Below are 19,601 nucleotides of genomic sequence, written 5' to 3' on the forward strand. Positions count from 1 at the left end.
TCGCTCCTTTGCCCTGATCCATTTGCTGCACCAGAGTTTATTTGTCGATATACAACACTAATATAATAGCATGATTCGTTTATCGATGCAATTATCTTTTAATATTTTTTTTCGCTTGTCTACCAAAAGAAACATCATGAAAATCTTCAAAGAATTTTTGATTATTTTTCGTTTTACGTAAAAATTTGACAAACTGTTCGGTATATTCTAAAGAATCACCTGTCATGTGATTACGCAACTTCCATGTTTCTTCTAACTGTTCTGATGACATTAGCAAATCTTCTTTACGAGTACCAGATTTTTTGATGTCGATTGCTGGGAAAATACGACGATCTGCCAAATCACGTGACAAGTGAAGTTCCATATTCCCGGTTCCTTTAAATTCTTCAAAAATAACATCGTCCATTCGACTTCCTGTATCCACCAAAGCGGTAGCAAGAATCGTCAAACTGCCACCTTCTTCAATATTTCTAGCAGCACCAAAGAAACGCTTCGGTTTATAAAAGGCAGCTGGATCGATCCCCCCACTCAGCGTTCGACCGCTTGCAGGGATCACTAGGTTATAAGCACGAGCTAGACGCGTGATACTATCCATCAAAATCACGACATCACGCTTATCTTCAACCAAACGCATTGCGCGTTCTAACACTAATTCAGACACACGGGTGTGATTTTGTGGTTGTTGATCAAATGTTGAAGAGACGACATCCCCTTTAACACTACGCTCAAGATCAGTCACCTCTTCTGGTCGTTCATCGATCAATAGTAATATCAATTCTACATCTGGATAATTTTCTGAAATACCATTAGCAATTTCTTTTAACACACTGGTCTTACCTGCTTTTGGCGGTGCAACGATCAACCCGCGCTGTCCAAAACCAACAGGAGAAAAGATATCAATCATGCGCGTTGATAGTCTACCAGGAGTTGTCTCTAATTTGATTTGATTTTCGGGGTAAAGTGGCGTTAATGCTGGGAAATGTGGACGTTCTTTTGCTTCTTCAGGATTTTTTCCATTGACACTTTCAACATGCATCAACCCATAATAACGTTCTGATTCTTTAGGAGGACGTGCTTTTCCAGCAACTTTATCACCGTTTCGTAACCCAAATCGACGAATTTGGGAAGAAGAGATATAAATATCTTCAGCACTAGGTCCATAATTAATGGGACGTAAAAAACCATAACCATCTTGAGAAACAATATCCAAAATCCCTTCCATCAAGAAGAATCCTTGTTTCTCAGCTTGTGCTCTAATAACAGCTAAAGACAACTCTTTTTTGTTCATTTGACTATAATATGGAATCTTGAACTCTTTAGCATAAGAATAAATATCTTTTAATGTACTATTTTCAAGTTCTGCCATTGTTAAATAGTCGCTCATTTAGCCACCTCAATCTCTTCCGTTTCAATCATTTGGATATCAGCACCAAGGGCTGTCAGTTTTTCGATAATGTGGTCATAGCCGCGTAAGATGTACTCTACATTATAAATTGTTGTTGTACCTGATGCCATCAATCCTGCGATCACTAAACAAGCACCCGCTCGAAGATCTGAAGCCACGACTTCTGCACCATGTAATTGTGCTGGACCATTGATGATGATCATATTTCCTTCAATCGAGGCATCCGCTCCCATCCTCACGAGTTCTGGAATATGTTTTGTCCGTTGTGCGTAGATACTGTCAATAACCTCACCAGTTCCTTTAGCTTTTAACATCAAAGGTGTGATGGGCTGTTGTAAATCTGTCGCAAAACCTGGATAAGGATAGGTTTTAACAGTTGTCATCTTTAAATCATGAGATGGGTGTACTTCGATCATATCTTCTTCAATCGTCATTTTAACGCCCATTTCTTGTAATTTAGCAATAAAACTTTCTAAGTGTTCATAAATTACGTTACGAACTTTTACCCCTTCACCCATTGCAGCAGCTAGAGCTAAGTATGTCCCAGCTTCGATTCGGTCAGGAATAATTGAATGGCGGCAGCCATGTAATTTTTCAACCCCTTCGATTCTGATAATATCCGTTCCTGCACCTCGGATGTTTGCCCCCATATTATTCAATAAAGTTGCAACATCGATAATTTCGGGTTCACGAGCGGCATTTTCGATGATTGTTTTACCTTGTGCTTTAACGGCTGCTAACATTACATTGATTGTAGCACCAATCGAAACCATATCCATAAAAATTCGCGTTCCACGAAGTCCTTCTTCCGTTCTTAAATACATCGCACCATGTTCATTGGTCACTTTGGCGCCTAAAGCTTCAAATCCTTTTATGTGAAGATCGATTGGACGCGGACCTAAATAACAGCCACCTGGAAGCCCTACAACTCCTTCACCAAATTTGCCTAATAAAGAACCCATAAAGTAGTAGGAAGCACGAAGACTATTGATTTTACCTTTAGGCATTGGAACAGAAACGATTTCAGTTGGATCGATGACTAACGTATTATTGCTAAAAGTTGTTTTAGCACCCATAATTTCTAAAATTTCAATTAATGAATGTACATCTTGAATATCAGGCACACCATCTAATGTTACTGGTGAATCAGCTAGAATAGCCGCTGGGATCAGTGCCACTGCACTGTTTTTTGCCCCACTGATAGATACTTCTCCTGTTAATGGACGATTGCCATTGATTACGATTTTTTTCATTTATTATTCTCACCTATCTATGTAAAACAAATAGTTTTATTTTTTTGTAATATACCCAAATCATTTTAACACATTAAGAGATAATAAAAAAGCCAACAACCATTCGCTTTGAGTTATTTTTAATGATTTATTGTTTTCTAATCAGTTTTTGTTCATTTTTGAACAAAATAGTTTTATAAATGTTTTTTGACTATAAAAATAGCCCGAGACAAACTATAAATCAGTTTTGTCTCGGGCTGTTTATCATTATGCTTTATTAGCAGAACCGAACCATTCGATGCGTTGTTCAACTAATTCAGTAACAGCTTTTGTTCCTGGTGCTAATAATTTACGAGGGTCAAATCCTTTACCTTCAAGATCTTTGCCTTCTTCAATGTATTTGCGTGTTGCTGCTGCAAACACTTCTTGACACTCAGTGTTTACATTTATTTTAGAAACGCCCATTGAGATTGCTTTTTGAACTTGTTCTAAAGGAATACCTGATCCACCGTGTAATACTAATGGAATGTCACCAACAGCGTCAGCAATTTCTTGTAAGTGGTCAAATGCTAATCCAGTCCAATTGTCTGGGTATGAACCGTGGATATTACCGATTCCGCATGCTAGGTAATCAATACCAGTTGCAACCATTTGTACACATTCTTGAACGTCAGCTAATTCGCCAGAACCGATGATTCCGTCTTCTTCGCCGCCGATCGAACCAACTTCACATTCTACTGAAACACCTTTAGCGTGAGCTTTAGCAACAACATCTTTTGCTTTTTCGATGTTTTCTTCGAATGGTAAGTGAGATCCATCAAACATTACTGAAGTGTAGCCGATTTCGATACATTCTAATGCATCTTCGTATTCACCATGATCTAAGTGAAGTGCTACAGGTACAGTAATACCCATTGAATCGATTAAGTCTTTTACCAAATCGTAACATACTTGATATCCGCCCATGTATTTAGCCGCACCCATAGAAGTTTGGATCAAAACTGGCGCTTTTTTAGCTTCTGCAGCTTCAAGAATCGCTTTTGTCCATTCTAGGTTGTTTGTGTTGAATCCTCCGACACCGTAGCCGCCTTTGCGAGCTGCTTTAAGAAATTCAGTTCCTGATACTAATGGCATAATAAAATTCCTCCTAAGTTTTAAAAAAACTGTATTTGTTAAGGCTTATCCTTAACCAACAGTTATATTTTAGCAGACTTTTTAGTACTTTTCTACTAAAATTAACTTTTTCAGAAAACTTTTGTCCAGAGTTTCACAAAACTGTAGACACTTACTGCTTTTTGTCCAAAAAAAGAAGGAACTGGCTAATTAACCTCGTTCCATTCTTCATAATATTATAATGATAATCTCACCCATGTAACTAAAATAGTGATCAAACTGATAAAACCGATTAACCCATAAATCAACCATTTTTCTTGCTTTGAAACATCTGTCTGCTCTTTAGCATCTATCAAACTTAGATAAAAGAATAAACATAAAAGAAATCCAGGGACATTGACTGTAAATAATTGCTGAATCAAATTGAATTTCAAATAAAAGCCTAATAAGGAATGACGACAGTCACTTGATCGACCCAAAATGTACAAACCAAAAAGTTGAAAAATCAGTAACAAAACAACAATACTTGTTAAAGCCAAACTAGGAATGTTCATAAAAATGGTAAGTATCGGAACATTTTTAACTGCTGCTAGAATCAAACTATATAAACCAAATAACAGCGGAATCGTCAGCCAATAGCCAAATAATATTTTCTTCATTTTAACTGGGTGAAAAAATGCTGTCATCACGTTTCCTCCTCAAATTCATTATTCAAATACGTAACATATTTTCTATAAATCAAATCGACCAATACACTTAATCCAACTAGGGACTGTGCGATATGTTCTTTCCCTGACACTATGAACGCCGTGGAATAATAAAAGTACGCATATTGGGCATGTTCTGCAAAAAAATTATGAGAAAATGCAGTAATTGAGACGACTGGAATTTTCCGTGCATTAAGAGATAAAATATTTTCTTTGATGGCATCTGTTTCTCCACTTAACGATACTATTAAAACGATGTCTTCTTTCGTGATCATGGACATACTAATATCCAATTCTGTTTTAACCGGGATAATGATCGAACGTTTGTCACAAACCATCAGCATCTTGGAAAACTCTTCAATCACTTTTCTTTGAGAATACCCAGTCGCATAACAATAAACAGTATTCGCTTTTTGGATTGCTTTACTTAATGACGTAAAATCGGTTTGTTGTGCTAATTTGACTGTGTTTTCAATATCTTTTGTTTGCAGATCTACTAAATCTGTTTCTGTCGTACCACTATTATTTTGTTTAGACTGGCGCATAAAATACTTAAATTCAGAATAACCAGAAAAACCTAATTTTTTAGTCAATCGTAAAATAGATGATTTAGAACTATGAACTTTTTCACCCAATTCAATAATACTCAGCTGCATAACATCGCGTTCATTTTCTAAAATATACCCTAAAATTGCCCAATCCATTTCACTTAAATGCTTTTGGTGTTTTTGCATCAATGTTTCTAAATTCATATTTGACCCCTCATCTCCTTAGTGTTCTTCCCTTAGTATAAAGGATGAAAATTCAAAACGATACTAAGGGAATTTGCTAAGGAAAACAATACCTAAACCTTTTAAGACAGTTTTGGCCAAAATTCTTTGTTTACTTCTATCAAATCATCTAAAATCTCTTGCGCAATGCGGGCATTTGGTACGATTCTTGACAGCATCAATGCTTGCCATAATTTTTGATAAGAACCTTCTGTCCAAGCTTCAACAACTAACTTTTCAACAGCAACTTGTTGTTCCATCAATCCTTTTTGGAAACGCGGAATCTTTCCTTGAACGATTGGTTCTGGTCCTCTACTTCCCACAATACATGGGACTTCTACCATTGCCGTTTCATCAAAATTGACGACAGCTCCTTGATTTTCAATGATTAATAACATTCTTTCATGGGTGTTATAAGCAATCGCTCTTGCTAGATCAACGATATAAGAAGCATGTTCATCAACTTCTAGTGTAGTTCCTTTGGCTGTGCCAGCTTTTGTGATTCGGTTACATTCACCAAAAACATGTTTTTCACGCCCAGCCATGACTTCATTCGCTCGTGTATATTCTGGATTTGCATGTGCTACTTCATCTTGAGGATAAAAATAATATTTTAAATACGTATTCGGCAATGTTGTGGGATCAACTGCGTAAACTTCTTTGGCTTTAGAAAAAGTATGCATCCAACTGGCATCTGTATGTTGGGATTCCTCAATTTCTTCTTTCAATGAATAACCAAAATCTTTCACATGTTCTTTGATTTTTGGCATTAGATTATTGCCTTCTTTATCTCTGATATCTGTCCACCATCCGAAATGATTCAAGCCATAATAACGTACCACCATATCTTTTCTTGAATTTAGGCCAACTGATTTCGCCATACGTTCTTCAATACCGACTGGCATATCACAAATATTGATGATTTTGGTGTTAGGACGTAACTTTCTTGTCGCCTCAGCGACAATAGCAGCTGGATTGGAATAATTCAGCATCCACGCATCTGGTGAGTATTTCTCCATATAATCAATTAATTCTAAAACACCACCGATAGAACGCATCCCATAAGCAATTCCTCCTGGTCCGCAAGTTTCTTGTCCAATCACACCATATTTCAAAGGAATTTTCTCATCTTTTTCCCGCATGGCATAAAGTCCAACACGGATATGCGCCATTACAAAGTCAATATCTGTAAAGGCCGTTTTGGGATCAGTTGTTGCTAAAAATTGAATCTCTGGAGCTTGTTCTTTGATAATAATTTCGCAAGCATCTGCAATTTGTTTTTGTCTTTCTGGATTATTGTCATAAAATTTGATTTGTCTGATTGGAAATTTTTCCAAATTATCCAATAACATTAAAACAATTCCTGGGGTAAATGTACTTCCTCCGCCTGCAATTACAATTGAAAATTTCTTCATTTTTTTCCAGCTCCTTCATTTTTATTCATTTACTTGATTTTCAGTTCCTAATGTTAATAAGTTTTCAAATTGCTCTCTCACTTGAGGTACATCTAAACCAACGATTACTTGAAAGGCAGTACCACTTCTCACTACGCCATGTGCACCGCCTTCTTTAAATGCACTGTCAGGTGAAACGATCCCTTCATCTTTTACGGTAATTCTCAAACGAGTCGCACAATTGTTGACTTTTTCAATATTGTCACTGCCACCGAAAGCTTCCAAATAGACTGCTGCTTGTTCTGTATACTGGTTCGCGTTTGCAATAGCAATATCCCCTAAAGTTCCAGCTTTTTTCGCTTCTTTGTATTCTTTTTTGCTATATAATTTAACTTCTTGATCCTCCTCTTCTCTTCCTGGTGTGGCAAAATTAAATTTCAAGATCAATGCCCGAAAAACAACGAAATAGATCAACGTGAAGGATAAACCAATAATCAATTGTGTGAAAATCATTCCTTTATGATTGGCAAATAATGGAATCCAATTTTTCGCCAATAAATCGATAAATCCACCGCCCATATCCCCTACAACACCAAAGAAATACATCGTTGCTGCCATTGTTGCAGCAAGAATAGCATGGAGAACAAATAGCGGAGGCGCCACAAACAAGAATGTAAATTCCAACGGTTCTGTGATGCCAGCCAATACAGCAGTCAATGTAACTGGAATCAAAATGGCTAATACTTTTTTGCGCTTATCAGGTTTAGCAGTAAAATAAAAGGCTGCTGCGATTCCTGGTGAGGCAAATATTTTAGAATTTCCATGCAATGCAAAACCGCCTTGTGGAAATAACTGTTTGAGTGGCGTTGTTGTGCGCGCATATTCATTTAAATGCGCCATCCAATATTTGGTGATCCCATTTTCAACAACTGCTGGTCCAAAGACAAATGGTGTATAGATGAAATGATGCAATCCTGTAGGAATCAAGATTCTTTCTAAAAACGTATACAGCCAAACGCCAAAAGTTCCTGCATTTGCTAAGAAAGTTTGCATCGATCCAATACCCATTTGAATTTTGGGCCAAATAAGACAAATTAGAAACGCAATCGGCAACATCGCGAAAAATCCTAAAATGACAACCAACGAAGAGCCTTGGAAAATGCCTAAAAAGTCTGGCAATTTCGTATCAAAATAGCGGTTGTGTAACCAAACGACGATTGCTGAAATAAAAATGGCTCCTATAATGCCTGTGTCTAAGGTTTTGATTCCTGCAATCAGTTTCATTCCACTTTCTCCGCCGACTTCTTGGCTAAAATCAACACCAAAGAATGGACCAAAATACTCCAACATGCTGCTGATAAAATAATTACACGTTAGATAAATAACAAAAGCTTCCATCGCAGCACGAGCGTTGGCTTTTTTAGCTAGTCCAATCGGTAAACCAATAACAAACAATAATTCCATTTGATTGAATACCGTCCATGCACCATTTTCTAACACAGACCAAACGCCATACCAAACCGTTCCTTCATTTGCGATACTTCCCACGATCATCGGATTTTTAAATATAATCGCAAGCGCTACCATAATTCCAGAAAATGAAAATAGTAATACCGGGGTGAACATTGCTCCTCCAAACCGCTGCACTTTCTCCATCACTAGTGAAACACCCTCCTTCTATTAAATTGTTTTACACGTTAGTTATACCATTGTATGAATGCGCTATCAATCATTCTTCGGGTTTTTGGGAAGTCAGTCGTATGATTGAGAAAAAGTGTCAATCTTTGGGAAATTTACCAAATAAATATTTCCCGACTGCAAGACAAATCAGAACATCAAAAAAGGCTGAGACCTAACTCTACGAGTCATATCCTAGCCTTAATAAATCTGAATAAACGCTTCTGTCACAGCCTTATGGTAATCTCTTTAAAAACTATCTCTAGTTTTGCTTTTTTTTACGTTTCTTCATCTCTGGAAAGCTTCCTGTACTTTTAAATATCCTTTGCTCATCTTCATTCGCAAATCGTCCTAAGACTGAATGAGTAGGAATAATGTTCATAAAGGCATTTTCATCAACTTCATAAACGATTTGCTCCAAATCATATAATTCATAACGTGTGATCACCATCATGATCATTCGGCCTTCAACACCAGAATAACCACCCATAGATGGCAATAAGGTCATTCCTCTTATCATTTGTTTTGAAATCGCTTGTGTCACAATTTCTGGCTGGACGGTCACGATCATTGCTGTGATTTTTTGATGACTTGTGTGGATCGTGTCAACGACTTGAGTCATACAATAAATCGAAATGATCGTATACAACGCACTTTCCCAATCAAAAACAAAACCCGCAATCGCCACAATGATACCATTTAGCATAAACATATAATTACCGACAGTTTTCCCAGTAGTTTTCGATAGAACCAGTGAAATAACATCCATTCCGCCAGTTGTAAACCCCATTTTAAGTGACAAACCAGCACCGATGCCAATCAACACGCCACCCATGATCGCATTCATCAAAGGATTGGTCGTAATCACTTCGATCGGGATCAAAATAGTTGTCAAGGAAATCCAAGCTACATTTAAAAAGCTATAAATAGTTGATTCTTTTCCTAGCTTCATAAATCCCAAAACAAATATTGGAATATTTAATAACAAAATAAAAAGACCTGTATCAATCGTAATTCCAAGATGCGTATGCAATAATGTTGCAATGATCTGCGCCACCCCATTCATTCCAGCAGAAAAAACTTTTGCTGGAATCAAAAAAAAGTTCAAACTGATAGCGACTAAGATTCCGGTAACAAAAATCACTGCAAACTTCTTTAATGTCTCACTTTGTTTATATGACATAACCATTTTATTCATCCAAAAACCTCCCATTCATCTAAAAACCGCCAACATTTTTTACCGTTTTGTATAGTACTATTTAGATAAAAATCCCTCGAATTAGGATAACAGCTGATTCAAAAAAAGAAAAGAAAAAAAGTAGAAAATGAGGATTATTTTATTCTTATCTGGTAGCCGGTCAAAAAAATTTCGTTTCTTGACTCAATTATTGCTGGAAAAACGTATTTTTACTTGTTTCTTCCCTATTTAATGGTACTATAAAAGTAAGAAATAACGAGGGGAGAGGATCAAATGGCGGCAAAAGAAGCCAGCTTTGATGTAACATCTGAATTGAACATGGAAGAAGTCAAAAACTCGATTCAAATTGCATTGAAAGAAATCAAAAATCGCTTTGACTTTAAAGGGTCAATTGCAGATATAAAGCTAGAAAATAACAAATTAGTCGTAGTTGCAGAAGACGACTACAAAATCGAACAGGTCAAGGATGTCCTATTTAGTAAGTTAGTAAAACGAGCAGTACCTATTAAAAATATCCACTTCTCAACGAGTGAAAAAGCCCTCGGCGGTTCTGCCCGTCAATACGGTGATTTAATTAGTGGTATCGACAAAGAGAATGCAAAAAAAATCAATGTTGCCATTAAAAACTCTGGTATTAAAGTCAAATCACAAATTCAAGAGGATCAGATCAGAGTTACTGGAAAAAGCCGTGACGATTTACAAAAAGTCATCACATTGCTTAGAAATTTAGATTTACCAGTAGAATTACAATTTACGAATTTCCGTTAATAAAAAAGGCATAACTAGTTGTAAACGTTCATTTATCAGCTAGTTATGCTTTTTTATTTCGTTCATTCACTCAAAAAATCAGATAGTTCATGGGAATCTTTTCCACTGTTTAAACCAACGATCAAGCGAATTCGGGCTTTTGGTCCATTTAATCCCCTAGAAAAAATAATCCCCATTTTCTTTAAATTAACGCCGCCGCCTTCATAGTCATAAATATCTTCAGCGATTCCGTTAGAACAGCGAGAAACTAACACGATAGGAATCTTTCTTTCTAAGAGTCGTCGAAGCGCAGGCAGCGTTTCTGGCGGAAGATTGCCAGCACCTAATGCTTCTATTACGATACCATCTGTTTTGTCATTATCCACTAAATCAAACAAACTTCCGTCCATTCCTGCATAAGCTTTGATTACATAGACTTCACCTGCGACATCTTGAACATCACAAATTTCTTGCGGACGTACTTCACTGGCAAAAAACGTTCGTTCTTTGGCAATCATCCCGATTGGGCCAAATGTGGGCGTTCGAAATGTGGCTACGTTTGTGGTATGGGTTTTTGTCACATAGCGCGCCGTATGGATTTCATCATTCATCACAACAAGGACACCCTTACCATAAGATTCATCTGAACATGCCGTAAAAACTGCACTAATAAAATTATATAATCCATCTGTCCCGATTTCGTTACTTGAACGCATGGCACCTGTTAAGACGATAGGAATTTTATTTTCTAACGTAATATCTAAAAAATAAGCGGTCTCCTCGAGCGTATCCGTTCCATGTGTAATCACTACACCATCGATGTTTTCAGTATACGCTTTCTGGATGCGCTGCTTCAATTCCAGCATTCGTTCTAAGGTCATATGAGGAGAAGGGATATTAAAAATCGATTCTACGATCAACTCAGCTTTTCCTGCTAACAATTCTTCTTGGTCAAGCAAGGGATTCATGCTATTTGTTGTCACATTTCCATCTGCTTCTTTTGACATTGAAATCGTACCGCCCGTATGTAGCACTAAAATTGTTTTCATCTTTTGTCCTCCAGTGATCTTTTTTATAGATAAACTATGAATGTTCTGCTCAAAAAAGAGCCGAGGATCAAAAACTTCGGCCTTTTATCGTCATTTGTCTTAAAATACTTTTTTTAGTATACCAGTAGAAAGCATTTTTTCCTATCACTATCTGTTTAATTCGATTGCCAAAATTGTTGTATCAGTTGTTTTGTCCGTTCATGTGAATAAGAGGTTTGAACCTGATCCCAATGAGGTGGGAAAAAACGTTGAACACCTGTTGTTGAAAAACGTTGATCCAAAAGCAAAACAATTCCTCTATCATCTGTATCCCTGATAACTCTGCCTGCGGCCTGTAAGACTTTATTCATACCAGGAATTTGGTATGCAAATTGGAATCCTTGATTTTTTTCTTGATCATAGTATTTTTTGATCAACTCTTGTTCATGGTTGATTTGTGGTAAACCAACACCAACAATCGCTGTACCGATCAAGCGACTGCCTTTTAAATCAATTCCTTCTGAAAAAATTCCTCCTAACACACAAAAGCCTACCAATGTTTCTGTCGGTTCAAACATAAATTCAGCCAAAAAAGCTTCTCGTTCTATTTCATTCATTTTGCTTGCTTGAATTTTAGTTTTGATTTGAGGATTTTTTTGTCGAAAGCGTTCATAAATAATAGCCATATATGAATAGGAAGGAAAGAAAACTATATAATTTCCTTTCTTTTGCTGGATCATATTCGTCAGGCTTTCAATGATTTTTTCATAACTATTCACTCGTTCTTTATATGTCGTCTGAATATACTTTTCGATAACTAATAGTTGGTTTTCTTTTGGAAAAGGACTTGGGATTCGATAACGCAAACTTTCCTTGCCGCCACCCAAAATTTCCTGATAGTAATCGAGCGGCGTTAAACTTGCTGAAAATAAAATACTTGCTTTGCCTTTTTCTAGTTTTTGTTGTAAAAGATAGCTCGGATCAATACAAAATTGCTTCACGATAATGTCATAATTCTGACAGTCTACATAGGTACAATAATGATCATCATACCCTTCACTGATTTTAGTATAATTCAACAATTCAAAGTAAACAGGTAAAATCTGATTAAGCTCAGTATGATCTTGATTTTCTGGTAGCCATTCTTTTATTTTTTCAGCAAGCGAATACGCTACTTTGACAAGCGAATCAATCGGTGCATTTTGGTGTAAAAAATCTGTTTCTTCCTCATCACAAACTTGTTTGATCTTGTCGAATTCTTTTTCGATTTTATTGAGCGCTCGGATTAGCTTTGTTTGTTTTTTATCAAGCAATTGTTTTAGCTCAGATAGTTTATTTTTGGATAAAATAGCTGAATACATTTCTCTTGAACGATTGACTAGATTATGCACTTCATCTACTAAAAAAACATTTTCTTTGGGTTCCGTCTGCTCTTCAAAAAAACGCCTTAAGTAAACAACTGGATCAAATAAGTAATTATAGTCGCAAATCACTAAATCACACCACAAACTAACATCTAAAGACAATTCAAAAGGACATAAGCTGTGTTTACGAGCATAAATCTCAATAACCTCACGGGTAAACTGATTTTCATTATTTAGTAAATCCCATAATCCTTCATTCAAACGATCATAATAACCATTGGCAAAAGGACAAGCTTCTGGCGTACAATTGCGTTCTGTTAAGAAACAAATTTTATCTTTCGCAGTTAAAGTGACACTCTTTAGCTGTAGCTCCTTATTTTTCATCGCTTCCACAGCATCTTCAGCTACTTGACGCGTGATCGTTTTAGCCGTCAGGTAAAAAGCACGTTCTGCTTTTTCTTCCCCAATAGCTTTTAGTGTGGGAAATAGGGTCGAAATCGTCTTCCCCGTTCCCGTTGGTGCTTCTACAAACAGTTTTTGATTACTTAAAATCGTTTTGTACACGGCAACCGATAGTTCTCTTTGACCAGCTCGATAATCGCCATACGGGAACGGTAATTTTTGTAATGATCGATTCCGAGTTTTACGCCAATTCGCTTTAAAAATCAGCCATTGTTCATATTTTTGTGTCAGATCATCAAAGAATATTTTTAGTTCATCTTTGGTATACTCTTTTTCCTGTCTCGTGATTTGTTCGGTCGTCGTCTGATAATAAGTCAATTGTAAAGTGATTTCATCTAAATCTTCTTGTTGGCAATAAATATGTCCATAACACATTACTTGATACCAATACATCTCTACTTGTTCTTCCAGCAAATCTGAAAATAAAGGTTCCGAAGTTTTGATTTCATCAATCACAGTTCTTTTTTTATCATCAATGAAAATACCGTCTGCGCGGCCTTCGATTATGTATGTTTGCTGATTTAATTCTATGTTGATAGCTAGTTTGATTTCTTTTTGATAATTTTCTCCAGCACTTTTCTGAAGCTTCCGATGGATTTTGGCTCCTTCTAACGCTGTATGTTCACTCGTGTGCCTAGCATCGATGCTCCCTCTTCTTAAAATAAATTCCACTAACCTGCGGACTGCGATTCTTTGCGTACTCTGCATGTTCGATCCCACCTATCCTCTCCTTATTATAGAACATACATTCGCAAAATAAAAGAGGGACTTGATAAACAATGATATCAGAAGGAACTACTTTACAAATGAAGGAGAATTCACAAAAATCGGCAAAACAATTTTCATGAATGTCACCCTCATTTCTCATAACCAATCGCCTCTATCTTGAATTATATATAAAACGTAATGATTTATTCAATCACTATTACTTCAATTTCAAAAGACAAATCAAGTAGAATAATCACTATTTATTTTGACATATTCATAACTTAAATCGCAACCGATCACTTCAAAATTTTCTGACCCTTGATTTAAATCAACGGTTAAGTAAATGTCTTCATTTTCTTCAATGTATTTAGCAATTTTATTGATGTTTTGTTTTTCTTCATGGTTATTTGAAAAAATTGGATACTTACCATAAAAAATCTCTACTTTATTCTGATCAAAAATCAACCCTTTTGTTTTGCCAAGAGCCATCGCAATACGTCCCCAGTTAGGATCATGTCCAAACAACGCTGTCTTTACCAAAGGTGAATTGATGATCGATTTGCCCGCATTTTTTGCTTGTTCTTTACTTTCAGCATTTTTAACGGTGACAAACATGGTCTTAGTCGCACCTTCTGCATCTTTTACAACATCCAATGCTAAATCTTTACAGATTTGATTCAGCGCTGTTTCGAATGCTTTTTTTTCAACTGTATAATGACCACTAGCTAAAAACGCTACAGTATCACTAGTGCTGGTATCCGTATCGATGCTGATCGTATTGAAAGATTGATCAACTGAATTTTTCAACAGAGGATAAATTTCTTTTTTCTCTATTTTGGCATCGGTCAATATATAAGCTAACATTGTCGCCATGTTTGGCTCAATCATTCCCGATCCTTTCACGATCCCTAAAATCGTCGCCTCACCAACTTTTAGACTTCGAACTTTAATTCGTTGATCTGTCGTCAAAATAGCATGAGCAAAATCTTCATAGTTTTCTTTCAACTCGATCGTTTCTACATCTAAAAATTCTTCAATCATTGCGATGGGTAATTGTGGTCCGATCACACCTGTAGAAGACGGGAGAATATTTTCTTTTTCAATCATCAGTTTTGTTGAAAGTTTTTCCAAGATTTTGTATTCATTTTCTCTACCCGTTTTGCCTGTTGCAACGTTAGCGATCCCACTTGTCACTACCACTGCTTGTAATTCAGCATTTTTCACGTGCTCTTTACCGATCGGGATACATTCACCGCAAAATGTATTCTTTGTAAAAACAGCTGCAGCATGACAAACTTCATCTGCTACGATCAATCCAAAATCTTTTCTCTTTTTCTTTATCCCAATATGCATTCCGTAAAATTTAAACCCCATTGGCCCTTTTTCATACACTTCCATCACTTACACCATCCCGTATATTCATAATCATCTGTATTTCACTAATTTTATAAAAGTATAAATCAAAGCGGAAGGTTAGTCAATGTATTTTATATCATTTATTAGCTAAATTCAGGATTTTAATTCAAAATTATGTATTAAATGAATATTAATTGCATAAAAAAACAGTATCTAGAATTCTCCAGATACTGTTTTTTTATTTTTGTCGACTTAGTTGTTTTTACCAAAAATACGTAAAAATGCTAAGAATAAGTTGATAAAGTCAAGATATAATTGTAAGGCGAAGAACACTGCGATACCTGTTCCTGCTTGCCCGCCTGTTTCATTGTAGGCTAGGCGAATTCTCTGATTGTCATATGCTGTAATACCAGCAAAGATCAAAACCATCAAGATTGAAATGAAAAATGATACCGCATCGCTACGTAAGAAAAAGAAATTAACGATCATCGCAATGATGATCCCGATCAACGCGCTATATGCGGCGTGACCCATTGCAGATAAGTCTTTCTTTGTAAACATCCCAACTAATGACATTGCACCAAATGTTGCCGCAGCACTTACAAAAGCACTCACCACTGTCGCTTGAGCGTATAGAAGTAGAGTAGCTGAAATTGTCACGCCATTTAAAATGGAATACAATAAGAAGCCACTGACCGCTAAGCTAGGATTTTTTTGTGCTTTAAATCCTAAGAAAAAAACCAAGCCAATTTGTAAAATCCATAAACCAAAAAATAAAGCTGTAGAATGTAATAATGTCATCAAAACATTAGGATAAACTGTTAAAATCAAATAGGATACTAAGGCACTGACTCCAATTCCCATCGCTAAAAATGCGTAAATCTTTGAATAAAACTTATTCAAGCCAACATTGGCTACTGTTCCATTATTCATCTATTTTTCCTTCTTTCTCTTCTAAATCTACTAATGTAACTTGAGGGGGCTGAACCATTACGACCGCATCAAGGACACGATCCTCTTCCTCATTCACGGCTTCGATCGAAATCGTCACAACATCTTTCATTTTATCTACTTTGATCACTTCAAATTGAAAAGTCAGTGTTTCATAATGAAAAACTGGCTCCACAAAATTCACAGAAAAATTGACCACATGAGATCCAGGCCCTGGTAAATGCTTTGAAATAGCACTAGTAATAATTCCCATCAGCATGATCGATGGTACGATTGGTTTGCCATATTCTGTTTTTTGGGCATAATCATGTTGGATATATAAGGGGTTGGCATCGTTTGTCAAGCCCAAATAAAGAAGTAACTCTTTATCTTCGATCGATTCGGTTAAAGACAACGAATCGCCTTCCTCAATATCTTCGATGGTTTTGCCTAATTTTCTCGGTTTTCCGATATTCAAATTAGTACACCTCCACTAATGATAAGATAATTGTACCAAAATGACGCTAAAAGGCAAGTTAAAAAGAAGAAGCTTCAACAAAACACAAGAATATGCTATTGAGACTCCTTCTTCAAGATTATTTTTTCTCTTTTTTATAAAACACTTCTAGTTGTATTACTTAATAACGTTTCATAAGCTTGTTCAAATTTCTGAACATCGCCTGCTCCCATAAAGACCATTACAGCATTTTCATGATCTAAAAGCGGAGATACATTCTCTTCTTTAATAACTTGTCCGCCTTTTTGAATTTTGTTCCCTAGATCTTCGATTTTCACATCACCTTTTTGTTCTCTAGCAGAGCCAAAGATATCACAAAGGTAAACAGCATCCGCCAAATTCAAGGCTTCAGCAAATTCATCCATCAACGCAATTGTACGTGTAAAGGTGTGCGGTTGAAAGACAGCAATAATCTCTTTATCCGGATATTTTTGACGAGCGCCATCGATTGTCGCTATGATTTCTGTTGGGTGGTGAGCATAATCATCAACAATGATCATGTCAGAAACTTTTTTCTCTGTAAAGCGGCGTTTTACGCCTTCAAAGGTCAGCATCTCTTCTGCCACTTTTTTCATGTCTAAGTTTTCAAAATAAGCTACCGCAATCACGCCTAATGCATTCATGATATTGTGTTGACCAAACGCCGGTAAAACAAAGTGGCCAACAAATTTTTCATCATGATAAACATCAAAAGAAGAACCTTGTGTAGTTCGTTCGATATTTTTAGCTTGTATATCATCGTCATCTGCTAGTCCATAATAGTAAACTGGAACATCTGTGTTTAACTGGCGTAAATATTTATCATCACCATAAGCAAAAATTCCTTTTTTCACTTGTTTCGCCATTGTTTGAAAAGCAGAAAATACATCTTCAATACTCTTAAAATAATCTGGATGATCAAAATCAATATTGGTCATGATCGCATAATCTGGTGAATAAGCTAAGAAATGACGACGATACTCACAAGCTTCAAAAGCAAAAAATTCAGCATTTGGATCACCATGTCCTGTTCCGTCACCAATCAAGTAACTTGTTGGCGCGATCCCAGTCAATACGTGAGAAAGTAAGCCAGTTGTACTTGTTTTCCCATGCGAGCCTGTCACAGCTACACTTGTGTAAGGCTCGATGAAACGACCAATAAAATCATGATAGCGAATAATTTCTGCCCCTAATTCTTTTGCACGAACCAATTCCTCATGCGTATCAGGAAATGCATTCCCAGCTATCACGATCATTTCTTTTGTGATATTTTCTTTATCGAAAGGTAAAATAGTAATACCAGCTTTTTCTAAATCACGTTGTGTAAAGAAATACTCTTCCACATCAGAACCTTGCACAGTTAATCCTTTTTCAAACAATACAAGTGCTAATGAGCTCATTCCTGAGCCTTTGATTCCAACAAAATGGTACAATACGTTTTCTTGCTTTTTCATGATAATCCTCTTCTCTTACTGGCTATATGTAAAAATTAATTTCATTATTTTATAAAAATCGTACGATTCCCATTATCTTACAAATTCAAAAAATAATCAACCCAAAACAGTTAGATAATTTTCTAAGAAAAGAAGAGACTCCATTAAATATCAGTCACTGAAAATTTCAATACAGTAGCTACTTACAGTAAGTTTCTTTAGCTCATATTGATAGGTAGGAACTGCGACTGAATTTCACGATAATTTCAATTTACTTTCGAAAGAGCTGGTGTTGAACCAATGTTTAGTCATTTTTACTCCCCCTCTTTTAGCATAGCACCACAGATATAATGTATTATTATTCTACAAAAAAGGGCTAGTATGACTTTCGGCTCAATACCAAAATCATACTAACCAATCAGTTAGTTATTCTATTTACCATTTTCAAGCTCCTATCAATCGAGACAAAAAACAATTGATAGAGTTTTTGAAGTACACTGACACAACTTTGCGAGGTGTTAACATACATTTTCCTATTTAAAATACTGGCTGTTTTCTAGCTCCATGCTTGAATCTTCAATAATACCACTTAAGGACTTATCTAAGATACCTCGTTTTTTCTCATGTTCTGCTTCAGCTACTTTTTGACCATAGGCAGTTTGGCTTTTGGCATTTTCTTTCGCAGTCTTCAGTTCTTTTCGAGAGCGTGGTAATGTATGGCTGATATCTTCTTCTTTACCAAAGCGTTCCATATCTGGTTTGATTTGTTGGTATTGACGTCTTGTTACTGGTATTTCAGGTGAATCTTTAGGAATATTGAATTTTTGAACTGTTGGGTCTTCATTTCCTTTCACTTGAAATGCTACTGGTTCATCGTCAAAAAGTAAATAAGAATTTTTGTCTTTTCTCATCGCTTCCGTTAATTCTTGTTCTGTCAAAGTGGGTGTTTTTTCTTCTGGAATGACAGAAGCTGGAATATATTTCGGTACAAAATAGGAGCGAGTATCATAGGTAAAATCCTTTGAGAATGCTGTTCTATTTTTGTTAGAAGTGTGCTGAGAACCAAAACCGTACGAACTTCTTTTAGGCATATTACCAAATAAATTATTCTTTTGCTTTGGTGATGCTGTTTTATTATGCGTCATCATATAATTTGGCAAATTAGATTTATGACGGGCTAATTCATCTACTTGTTCCTGACTATGAGAAACATGTTGATTGTTGGTTTTCGTCGGTTGTTTTTGAGGCACCGGCTGAGCGCTTATTGGTTCTATGATTGGTGTACTTTGCTGCGTTTGGGCTTGAGTGCTCATCTTATTGAGCATTGGCTCTTCTTGAAACAATGTGCGTTTATTTTCAGAAACTAATTTTACGCCTACCTCGTCATCATACGCCGGAAAACGAAAATGTTTTCTTTTTATTTGTGTTGGGTTTCCCATTCAAGTCATTCCTTTATTCTACTTTATTGTCAATTCTACCATAAAATAGTGGAATTCTAAACAAATTACCCTACTTTTTCTTTTTTCTCGTTGTAATTTTATCAAAATTTCTCAATCCATATAAAAATAGTCGTTGAAACGA

The 19,601-nt window shown here is 36.2% G+C and carries 16 protein-coding genes; 1 reads left to right on the plus strand and 15 read right to left on the minus strand.

The window, feature by feature from the left end; genetic code table 11:
* Nucleotides 1-91: 91 nt before the first annotated feature.
* From rho to AC4BC4_RS09895, 8 genes are all read right to left on the minus strand, one after another.
* Nucleotides 92-1,384, minus strand: coding sequence for a transcription termination factor Rho (rho, locus tag AC4BC4_RS09860; RefSeq protein ID WP_438756622.1), 1,293 nt, complete (start codon nucleotides 1,382-1,384; stop codon nucleotides 92-94).
* Nucleotides 1,381-2,658 (minus strand): UDP-N-acetylglucosamine 1-carboxyvinyltransferase, encoded by a 1,278-nt coding sequence (gene murA / locus AC4BC4_RS09865; RefSeq protein WP_438756623.1) that lies wholly within the window; start codon nucleotides 2,656-2,658, stop codon nucleotides 1,381-1,383. Before murA ends, rho begins: the two co-directional genes overlap by 4 nt.
* Nucleotides 2,659-2,904: 246 nt before the next feature.
* Complete coding sequence (locus AC4BC4_RS09870; protein ID WP_010760933.1) at nucleotides 2,905-3,771, minus strand: class II fructose-bisphosphate aldolase; 867 nt, start codon at nucleotides 3,769-3,771, stop codon at nucleotides 2,905-2,907.
* Nucleotides 3,772-3,986: 215 nt separating this feature from the next.
* The gene (locus AC4BC4_RS09875) at nucleotides 3,987-4,436 is read right to left on the minus strand and encodes a hypothetical protein (RefSeq protein WP_490475571.1); all 450 of its coding nucleotides are present in this window, start codon (nucleotides 4,434-4,436) and stop codon (nucleotides 3,987-3,989) included.
* Entirely contained in the window at nucleotides 4,436-5,209 is a 774-nt protein-coding gene (locus AC4BC4_RS09880) for a MurR/RpiR family transcriptional regulator (protein ID WP_438756625.1), read from the minus strand. Before AC4BC4_RS09880 ends, AC4BC4_RS09875 begins: the two co-directional genes overlap by 1 nt.
* A 101-nt stretch (nucleotides 5,210-5,310) precedes the next feature.
* Nucleotides 5,311-6,642: a 6-phospho-alpha-glucosidase gene (locus tag AC4BC4_RS09885; RefSeq protein ID WP_490475572.1), complete on the minus strand. Its 1,332-nt coding sequence runs from the start codon at nucleotides 6,640-6,642 to the stop codon at nucleotides 5,311-5,313.
* Between the two features lie 21 nt (nucleotides 6,643-6,663).
* Entirely contained in the window at nucleotides 6,664-8,280 is a 1,617-nt protein-coding gene (locus AC4BC4_RS09890) for an alpha-glucoside-specific PTS transporter subunit IIBC (RefSeq protein WP_490475573.1), read from the minus strand.
* A 280-nt stretch (nucleotides 8,281-8,560) separates the two neighbouring features.
* The gene (locus AC4BC4_RS09895; RefSeq protein WP_438756628.1) at nucleotides 8,561-9,496 is read right to left on the minus strand and encodes a YitT family protein; all 936 of its coding nucleotides are present in this window, start codon (nucleotides 9,494-9,496) and stop codon (nucleotides 8,561-8,563) included.
* A gap of 273 nt (nucleotides 9,497-9,769) precedes the next feature.
* Here AC4BC4_RS09895 and AC4BC4_RS09900 point away from each other — a divergent pair, with 273 nt between their 5' ends.
* Entirely contained in the window at nucleotides 9,770-10,264 is a 495-nt protein-coding gene (locus tag AC4BC4_RS09900) for a YajQ family cyclic di-GMP-binding protein (protein ID WP_490475574.1), read from the plus strand.
* Nucleotides 10,265-10,326: 62 nt separating this feature from the next.
* Here AC4BC4_RS09900 and AC4BC4_RS09905 read toward each other — a convergent pair whose 3' ends face one another.
* From AC4BC4_RS09905 to AC4BC4_RS09935, 7 genes are all read right to left on the minus strand, one after another.
* Complete coding sequence (locus AC4BC4_RS09905; RefSeq protein ID WP_490475575.1) at nucleotides 10,327-11,292, minus strand: asparaginase; 966 nt, start codon at nucleotides 11,290-11,292, stop codon at nucleotides 10,327-10,329.
* A 155-nt stretch (nucleotides 11,293-11,447) separates the two neighbouring features.
* On the minus strand, nucleotides 11,448-13,805 hold the full coding sequence (locus AC4BC4_RS09910; RefSeq protein ID WP_490475576.1) for an ATP-dependent DNA helicase: 2,358 nt from the start codon (nucleotides 13,803-13,805) through the stop codon (nucleotides 11,448-11,450).
* 240 nt (nucleotides 13,806-14,045) lie between these two features.
* Nucleotides 14,046-15,203, minus strand: a complete 1,158-nt coding sequence (argJ, locus tag AC4BC4_RS09915) for a bifunctional glutamate N-acetyltransferase/amino-acid acetyltransferase ArgJ (RefSeq protein ID WP_490475577.1) — start codon at nucleotides 15,201-15,203, stop codon at nucleotides 14,046-14,048.
* A gap of 210 nt (nucleotides 15,204-15,413) precedes the next feature.
* Nucleotides 15,414-16,094, minus strand: coding sequence for a Bax inhibitor-1/YccA family protein (locus tag AC4BC4_RS09920; protein ID WP_490475578.1), 681 nt, complete (start codon nucleotides 16,092-16,094; stop codon nucleotides 15,414-15,416).
* Nucleotides 16,087-16,569 carry a MaoC family dehydratase gene (locus AC4BC4_RS09925; RefSeq protein WP_438756634.1) on the minus strand — a complete coding sequence of 161 codons (483 nt, stop codon included), beginning with the start codon at nucleotides 16,567-16,569 and terminating at the stop codon, nucleotides 16,087-16,089. The genes AC4BC4_RS09920 and AC4BC4_RS09925 overlap by 8 nt, the downstream gene beginning before the upstream one ends.
* A 134-nt stretch (nucleotides 16,570-16,703) precedes the next feature.
* A complete protein-coding gene (murC, locus tag AC4BC4_RS09930) occupies nucleotides 16,704-18,041 on the minus strand; it encodes a UDP-N-acetylmuramate--L-alanine ligase (protein WP_438756635.1) in 1,338 nt (445 codons plus the stop codon).
* A gap of 512 nt (nucleotides 18,042-18,553) precedes the next feature.
* The gene (locus AC4BC4_RS09935) at nucleotides 18,554-19,459 is read right to left on the minus strand and encodes a hypothetical protein (protein ID WP_490475579.1); all 906 of its coding nucleotides are present in this window, start codon (nucleotides 19,457-19,459) and stop codon (nucleotides 18,554-18,556) included.
* Nucleotides 19,460-19,601: the final 142 nt, after the last annotated feature.

It is taken from the genome of Enterococcus sp. AMC1086, assembly GCF_058216575.1.